Origin of the sequence: Acetivibrio sp. MSJd-27 (assembly GCF_018918095.1) — a bacterium.
Taxonomy (GTDB): Bacteria; Bacillota; Clostridia; order UMGS1840; family HGM11507; genus HGM11507.
The window spans coordinates 22,492-29,395 of the sequence record NZ_JAHLPV010000031.1 but is presented as its reverse complement, the minus strand read 5'-3'; the positions used below and the strand labels follow the sequence as shown (position 1 = coordinate 29,395).

Below are 6,904 nucleotides of genomic sequence, written 5' to 3'. Positions count from 1 at the left end.
CTAGCATATCCATTATAACACACGTTTTAAATCCTGGCGAGTATGTCCTGTTCTTTTTTCCTGTCTTTCCCATAAAAATATGCACCTCCAAAAGTGTCTAACTTTTGGGGTGCATATCAAGCTCCGTCCCTTTTCGTATTCACTCTTTTTCGAGTATTCCTTGGATATATCCAATTACTTTCCCTTTTTCAGATTTCATTAATTTTCTATAGTTTGCAATCAGCTCTGCTTCATCAGCAGACAGGCTGCCGATTAACAATTCATTGACAGGTGCTTTCACATCAGTCAGATCTAATAGATAGTCAGCGGAACAATGAAACGTTTCCGCTATCCTTTTTATTATTGGAGCATCAGGAGTTTTCTTATCATTTTCAAAACCGCTGATTAATCCTTGACTAACATTTATGCATGATCCAAACTTTATCTGGCTATATCCTTTTGATATTCTTAACTTCTTCAAATTCTTCATACTATCACCAACCGTAATAATAATATTACAAATAGTTGGCAAAAATATTACTATTAGATATAATATAATTACTATTAGAAATAAAACGGTTTTTCTTTTTTCAGGACATTGTGTTATTCCCTTCTATATCTAACAACGGTATACTAACAACACTAAGAACCAATATCGATTACAACTGCACAGTGTCCTGAAAAAAGGAAAACAAAATTGCAGATTAACAGATTGTTGAAGGCGGCTATGCTTTACCGTGCTTTTTAAAGTAAAATATTTCTATCACATAGAAAAATAATCTCTCTAATACTTTGAAAATAAAGTTTTATTCATATTTTTATCACTTGTTTTAATCTCTATTTCTTTTTCGATAAAGGATGGCGGCAATGCGGTATTTTTTGCGGTGAAACTTTTGGAAACCTCTTTTTTCTGTGGCTCTGTTGTGCTATACTATGAAAGAGAAAGTGAGGGAGAAACAGATGAAAGTATTGATTTTATCCTGCAACACCGGACAGGGGCATAATGCCGCCGGCAAAGCAATTCTGGAAAACCTTACACAGCGGGGGATTGCCTGTGAGATGGCGGATGCGCTGGCGTTTGCCGGAGACAAGGTTTCAAAGATCACTTCGGACACCTATGTAAAAATTGCGACGGCTTCGCCGTCTGTTTTTCATTTTTTATACAAGGCAGGGGATATGATTAGTTCCGACAAGCATAAATCCATTGTTTATCTGGCTAACTCGCGCTATGCGGATCCCATGTACCGTTATATCACGGAAAATGGATTTGACACGGTAATCACACCCCATTTGTTTCCGGCCGAAACCTTGACCTATCTGAAACGGAAACGCGGCCTTTCCATAAACACCTTTGCGGTAGCTACCGACTACACATGCATACCCTTCTGGGAGGAGACCAATCTGGACAGCTATTTTATCCCACACAGGGATTTGATCGAAGAATTCAGAGAGAAAGGAATTCCGGCAGAAAAATTAATCCCAACCGGCATCCCAGTCTCAAAATGCTTCCGGGATAGTATGGAGCAATCACGGGCCAAGCGTCAATTGGGATACAGGGAAGAAGAACGGTTTTTGCTGGTGATGACCGGCAGTATGGGATTTGGAAATGTGAAGGAACTGACGTCTTCTCTGCTTCGAAAATTTCCTGAAAGTGTAAAAATTGTGGTTTTGGGCGGAAACAATGAAAAAATGAAGCAGGGACTGCGCGCATCCTTTGAGACAGAACGGGTACAGGTGATGGATTTCACCGATCGGGTCAGCCTGTTTATGGACGCCTGCGACCTGCTGTTTACAAAGCCGGGCGGGTTGACCAGTACGGAAGCAGCCGTGAAAAATGTCCCCTTTCTCCATACCGCCCCGATTCCGGGCTGCGAAACCATTAACGCTGCATTCTTTGAAAAACGCGGGCTTTCGATTTGCGCGGAGAAGCCGGAGGATCTGAGCAATATGGCGTATTCTCTTTGGACGGACAGAGAAAAGAGAAACAGGATGCGTGAGAATCAGAGAAGAGAGATCAATCCGAATGCCTGTGATGATATCTGTGATTTTATCATAAAGTAGGCGGAAAGCAGAGAATCGCTTCGTTAGGGGGAGATAGAATGGAGGTTATATATATACTGCTTGGCTTTCTGTCAGGAAGTATCATGTACAGCTATCTGATACCCGGATGGCTGAAACGGATCGATATTGTTTCGGTGAGTGAGGACGGTAATCCGGGAACCGCCAACGCTATGAAATATGCGGGAATTCCGGTCGGATGCCTGTGCCTGCTGTGCGATCTGGGAAAGGGGTACCTTCCAATACGATTGTTCTCACCGTATGCGGACGGGAACTGGCTTTACGGAATGATATTGGCCGCACCGGTGCTGGGACACGCCTTTTCACCCTGGATGAAGGGAAAGGGAGGCAAAGGCATTGCGGTTACTTTCGGCGTGCTGCTGGGATTGCTTCCGAACCGCTATGCAGTATTGCTTTTGGCTGCCTGCTATTTGTTTTTTTCGCTTATCGTTATTATCCGTCCCAATGAGGTACGGACATTCTGGACATTTGCCTTGTTTCTTGGAATAACCTTGTTATGGTATCCTGAATTATCTGCGGGTTTCGCGGTAATTTCCCTTACCGTTGCTTACCGGAATGTTGGAATACGGTCTTTTCCGCAAGCGGAATGGATATTTGCCGGCAGACAGTTGTTTGATACCGGCTTCCATTTAGAGGAAGAAACCTGGAAAGGAGAGAACGGGAATAAAAAAAGGGAAAGTCACCGTGCTGAAAACAACTCTGGACAGATAACTCGCACGGAAATACGGCGCTGAAGGTATCCGGACAGGTTACATGTATCAAAATGGGGGGAATAAAACAGCCCCAGCAAAATATGGAACAAGTCCAGTAAAAACGGACAATAAAAAACAGCCTCCTATGGCAGAATGAAAATAACTGCCATAGGAGGCTTTGTTCTTCCAAGAAGTTACAGACATATTCAAGGTTATGAACAAGAAATCATAAATTTGCTAAATCGAGGAAAAACTTTTTATATCAGCGAAAAGGGGAGGAAATTCAAGTTCTGTCACACGAAGCGTTTTTGAATAAAAACTGATACTTTAACAGGCCAATCACCGTTTTTCCGTCCTTTAACTCACCGGCCTGAATCATCTCAATCAGCTTTTTTAGAGGATACTTTTCAATGTTCAGAATTTCATCCTCATCCGGATTTACCGTTCCCTTATATAAATTTCTTGCCAGATAAATATGGATTTTTTCATCACAATAGCCGGGAGTCGGGATGAAATAGTCAAGATAAATAAAGTCCTTTGCACAGTATCCGGTTTCCTCCTCCAGTTCCCTTGCGGCACAGTGAAGAGGATTCTCGCCAGGCTCCAGCTTACCGGCGGGAATTTCAAGCAGGGTTTGCTCAAATGGCTTGCGGTATTGCCTTACCATAAACACATTTTCCTTTTCATCCACAGCCAGGATTCCTACACCGCCGGGATGATTGACAATTTCCCTTGTGGAAACTTTTCCGGTGGGGAGTTCCACGTCGTCCACCTTGACATGAATCACTCTTCCTTTGAAGATCTCAGTGCTTTTTGTTGTTTTTTCCGTATATTCCATTGTATCGTCTCCTTCTTTCCTATAAAATATTTTAACAGACAGCAATGGGAAAGTCAATCAATGAAAATATACAAGCACTCCCTGCGCCGGGAAAACATACTATGATAATAGATTACCGGCATGGGAGGTGACTACATAAAATGCGAAAAAAGACACTGGTTCTCGGAGGAGACTTAAGGCAGCTTAATATGGCTCAGGCACTTGGCAAAGAGGGATTTCTGATTGATTTGAGCGGTTTTGACACACAGTACCTGGAATCCATCGCACTGCCCTATCGAAATATGGAGGACGTCTGCTGGAGGGAGTATGAAATGATTGTTTTGCCCCTTCCGGTTTCAAGGGATGAAAAGGTTTTGAATACGCCGCTTTTCCACGGATGCATTCCGTTAGAGCAGGTATTTGATAAACTTTCTTCTGACCAGGTTGTAGTCGGGGGGCTGTTTTCCCGGCAGTTGAAACAACGTTTTTCAAGTGTGGGAGTAAAAGCCTGGGACTATTTCGACAGAGAAGAACTTGCGATAAGAAATGCAGTCCCGACAGCGGAGGGCGCTATCGCTATTGCCATGGACGAAACGCCTTTTACCATCCATGGATCAAACTGCCTTGTTGCCGGCAACGGCAGAATTGGCAGGGTGCTTGCGAAAATGCTGTACGGGATAGGAGCGCAGGTGACGGTCAGCGCAAGAAAATATGAAGATTTGGCATGGATCGAAACAAATTCCTATCATTCTTTGCGGACAAATGAAATAGCCGAATCAGCCGAACAGTTTGATATTATTTTCAACACGATCCCACATCCAGTCATAAATGGTGAGGTTCTCAGAAGAGTAAAAAAAGATTGTCTGATTATTGATCTTGCCTCCAAACCGGGTGGTGTAGATTTTGAGTGCGCAAAGACACTTGGCTTGAACACCATTTGGGCCTTATCCCTTCCGGGCGTAGTAGCTCCCAGAACAGCCGGAATCATTATCAAAGATACCATTATGAATATACGAAACGAGCTGGGGGTATAGGAATGGATCATATGACTGTGGGTTTTGCCCTGACAGGCTCATATTGCACATTTGATAAAGTCATACCACAAGTCCTGGATTTTGTAAAGAAAGGTCATGATGTACATGTTATTGTCTCGGAAAATGTACAGCATACAGATACACGGTTTGGAAAATCTATCGATTTTATGGAACGATTAAAGAAAATTACGGGCAATCCCCTGATCACTTCTATCCGCGAAGCGGAGCCGATTGGACCGAAAAATTTTTTGGATTGCCTCATCATTGCGCCATGCACGGGAAATACGCTGTCGAAACTGGCAAACGGCATCACGGATACCTGTGTGACAATGGCGGCAAAAGCAACTCTTCGGAATAAAAATCCGCTGATACTGGCCATCTCCACAAACGATGGCTTAAGCGGTTCCGCCAGAAGTTTGGGCACAGTACTTAACTATAAGAATGTATACTTCGTTCCTTTCCGTCAGGACGAATATATGAAAAAGGAAACCTCTTTGGTTGCAGAGATGACAAAAATATACGATACATTTGCTGCCGCAATCAATGGGCAGCAGCTTCAACCTTTGCTTTTGGAAGGAAAGACAGCGCAAACGAAATAAATGATAAGAAACAGGCTTCCGGCGACTGCCGGAAGCCTGTTTTTGTGAGATTGGGGTCCTTTCGGGACTTATATCAATTAATTGGAAAACAGTCAAATAGATTTTACCATAAAAATGGAGCTGAAAGATACACACAGTTTAATCTTTTTCGGGAAGTCCAATACATTTCTTAAAGTTAAGCCCCATGATTTTACGTTTCGCTTCGTCTGAAATATCCGCGAATAAAACCCGTCCGTAAGTGATGCGATAATCAAACAAGGGAGCGTCTGTCCCAAAAAAGATTTTATTTTCGTCACCGTTGTGTACGATATATTCAACGGTGTTGTGCGGAGCAAAGGAAACCGGCAAATCACAGTAGGCGTTGGGATATTGTTTCAGAAATTCCGCAGTAAGCTCCACACCGTCCTCTGCGCCGCAGTGTGCGATAATGAAATTCACGTCTGGATATTTTTCGATCATTTTGCCAAGCAGTGAAACATCCCCGCGGTTAAAGGTGTGAACAAGAACGGCCATCTTTTTCTGTCCGGCATATGTGAAACACTCCTGATACCTTTCGTCGGTCACATTGACGCCGCTGTATGCAGGATGAATCTTCAAGCCAATGACATCCTTCTGTTCCTCCAGCCGGAGCACTTCATCGATGAGCCCGTCTTTATAATTGGCGTTTAAGGTGATGTAACCGAAAAAACGGCCGGGATGATTGGCGAGAGCTTTTACCATGCAGTCGTTGCCTTTCTTGAAATCACAGCAGATCGCCAGGGAGGAGGAGATTGCCATGCGTTTAAAATGCATTCTGTCCATGATATCGGCCAGATTCTGGGCTTCACTCTCCCGCATCGTGATACAATACCATTTCCCAAGATGGGCATGGGAATCATAAATTTCAATATCGTCGAGGATTTCTCCCTTTTTCACTCTGTCCAATATACTCATTACAGCGTCACCCTCCCCATCAGATTTTCCAGATTGCCGTGGGCAATCTTTTCCTTTTCCGCCTCACTGATATTGGCATACAGAATTTTTGCAACCGCTGCGCCGGTAGCGACAAACGGAGCGCCGCTGCCGAAGATTAAGCGTTCCGCACCAAATTTTTTGGTGACATACTCGATGCCGTCCAGCGTTGTGTAGTTGCTTGTTTCCAGAAAAAGATTTTCAAACAGCTGCATCAGCCGCATCAGATCCTTGTCGGCAAAATAGGAGGTGTCGGTGACGATCACGTTCAGTTCCGGATAAGCGGAGAGAATTTCATGCAGAATGTTCGAGGTGACATTTTTAAACGTCAGCATCAGGGGCATTTTAATCTCACTCAGAAACGAAAAGATTTCTGCCGTATTCCATTTTTCAAGGGAAAAATTCTGTTCTCCATTTGCCGGAAACATTTTTATCAGCCGCACATTGTTTTCTTTCCACTCTTTTCTCAGCTGGTCAAAGGGAAGAAAATCACCGGCATAATCGGGTACCATCACATGAGCGGGCAGAAAGAAATCATCCCCGCGGATCTCATCCGTCAGAATCCGATTGCCATCCAGAGCATTGAACTCTCTGGCTGTCGTGTGATGGCAGACAGCCTTTGTGATGCCGCACCGCTGCAGCTCTTTTTTGATGGCCTCCTTTTCCGTGACGGAGAAAGAGTACGCTCTTCTTCTTCGTCCTATGGCACAGTTTGCGTCAACGAACTTCAGTTCGCCCATAACCATTCACTCC

The 6,904-nt window shown here is 43.9% G+C and carries 8 protein-coding genes; 4 read left to right on the top strand and 4 right to left on the bottom strand.

Annotated features, from left to right (window positions below; all coding sequences use genetic code 11):
• Window positions 1-139: 139 nt before the first annotated feature.
• On the bottom strand, window positions 140-469 hold the full coding sequence (locus tag KQI32_RS09970; RefSeq protein WP_177691934.1) for a helix-turn-helix domain-containing protein: 330 nt from the start codon (window positions 467-469) through the stop codon (window positions 140-142).
• 470 nt (window positions 470-939) lie between these two features.
• On the opposite strand from KQI32_RS09970, the gene KQI32_RS09965 reads away from it, so the two are divergent.
• Together KQI32_RS09965 and KQI32_RS09960 are read left to right on the top strand one after the other, a co-directional pair.
• A complete protein-coding gene (locus KQI32_RS09965) occupies window positions 940-2,040 on the top strand; it encodes a glycosyltransferase (RefSeq protein ID WP_216424878.1) in 1,101 nt (366 codons plus the stop codon).
• 38 nt (window positions 2,041-2,078) lie between these two features.
• Window positions 2,079-2,792 carry a glycerol-3-phosphate acyltransferase gene (locus tag KQI32_RS09960; RefSeq protein ID WP_177691936.1) on the top strand — a complete coding sequence of 238 codons (714 nt, stop codon included), beginning with the start codon at window positions 2,079-2,081 and terminating at the stop codon, window positions 2,790-2,792.
• Window positions 2,793-3,033: 241 nt separating this feature from the next.
• Here the strand turns inward: KQI32_RS09960 and KQI32_RS09955 are convergent, their stop codons facing one another.
• A complete protein-coding gene (locus tag KQI32_RS09955; RefSeq protein ID WP_177691937.1) occupies window positions 3,034-3,588 on the bottom strand; it encodes an NUDIX domain-containing protein in 555 nt (184 codons plus the stop codon).
• 140 nt (window positions 3,589-3,728) lie between these two features.
• On the opposite strand from KQI32_RS09955, the gene dpsA reads away from it, so the two are divergent.
• Together dpsA and KQI32_RS09945 are read left to right on the top strand one after the other, a co-directional pair.
• Window positions 3,729-4,601 carry a dipicolinate synthase subunit DpsA gene (gene dpsA / locus KQI32_RS09950; protein WP_177691938.1) on the top strand — a complete coding sequence of 291 codons (873 nt, stop codon included), beginning with the start codon at window positions 3,729-3,731 and terminating at the stop codon, window positions 4,599-4,601.
• A gap of 2 nt (window positions 4,602-4,603) precedes the next feature.
• Window positions 4,604-5,200 (top strand): dipicolinate synthase subunit B, encoded by a 597-nt coding sequence (locus tag KQI32_RS09945; RefSeq protein ID WP_253291150.1) that lies wholly within the window; start codon window positions 4,604-4,606, stop codon window positions 5,198-5,200.
• Window positions 5,201-5,338: 138 nt separating this feature from the next.
• On the opposite strand, the gene KQI32_RS09940 is transcribed toward KQI32_RS09945, so the two are convergent.
• Window positions 5,339-6,133, bottom strand: coding sequence for an amidohydrolase family protein (locus tag KQI32_RS09940; protein ID WP_216424877.1), 795 nt, complete (start codon window positions 6,131-6,133; stop codon window positions 5,339-5,341).
• Window positions 6,133-6,891: an amidohydrolase family protein gene (locus KQI32_RS09935; RefSeq protein WP_177689537.1), complete on the bottom strand. Its 759-nt coding sequence runs from the start codon at window positions 6,889-6,891 to the stop codon at window positions 6,133-6,135. The genes KQI32_RS09940 and KQI32_RS09935 overlap by 1 nt, the downstream gene beginning before the upstream one ends.
• Window positions 6,892-6,904: the final 13 nt, after the last annotated feature.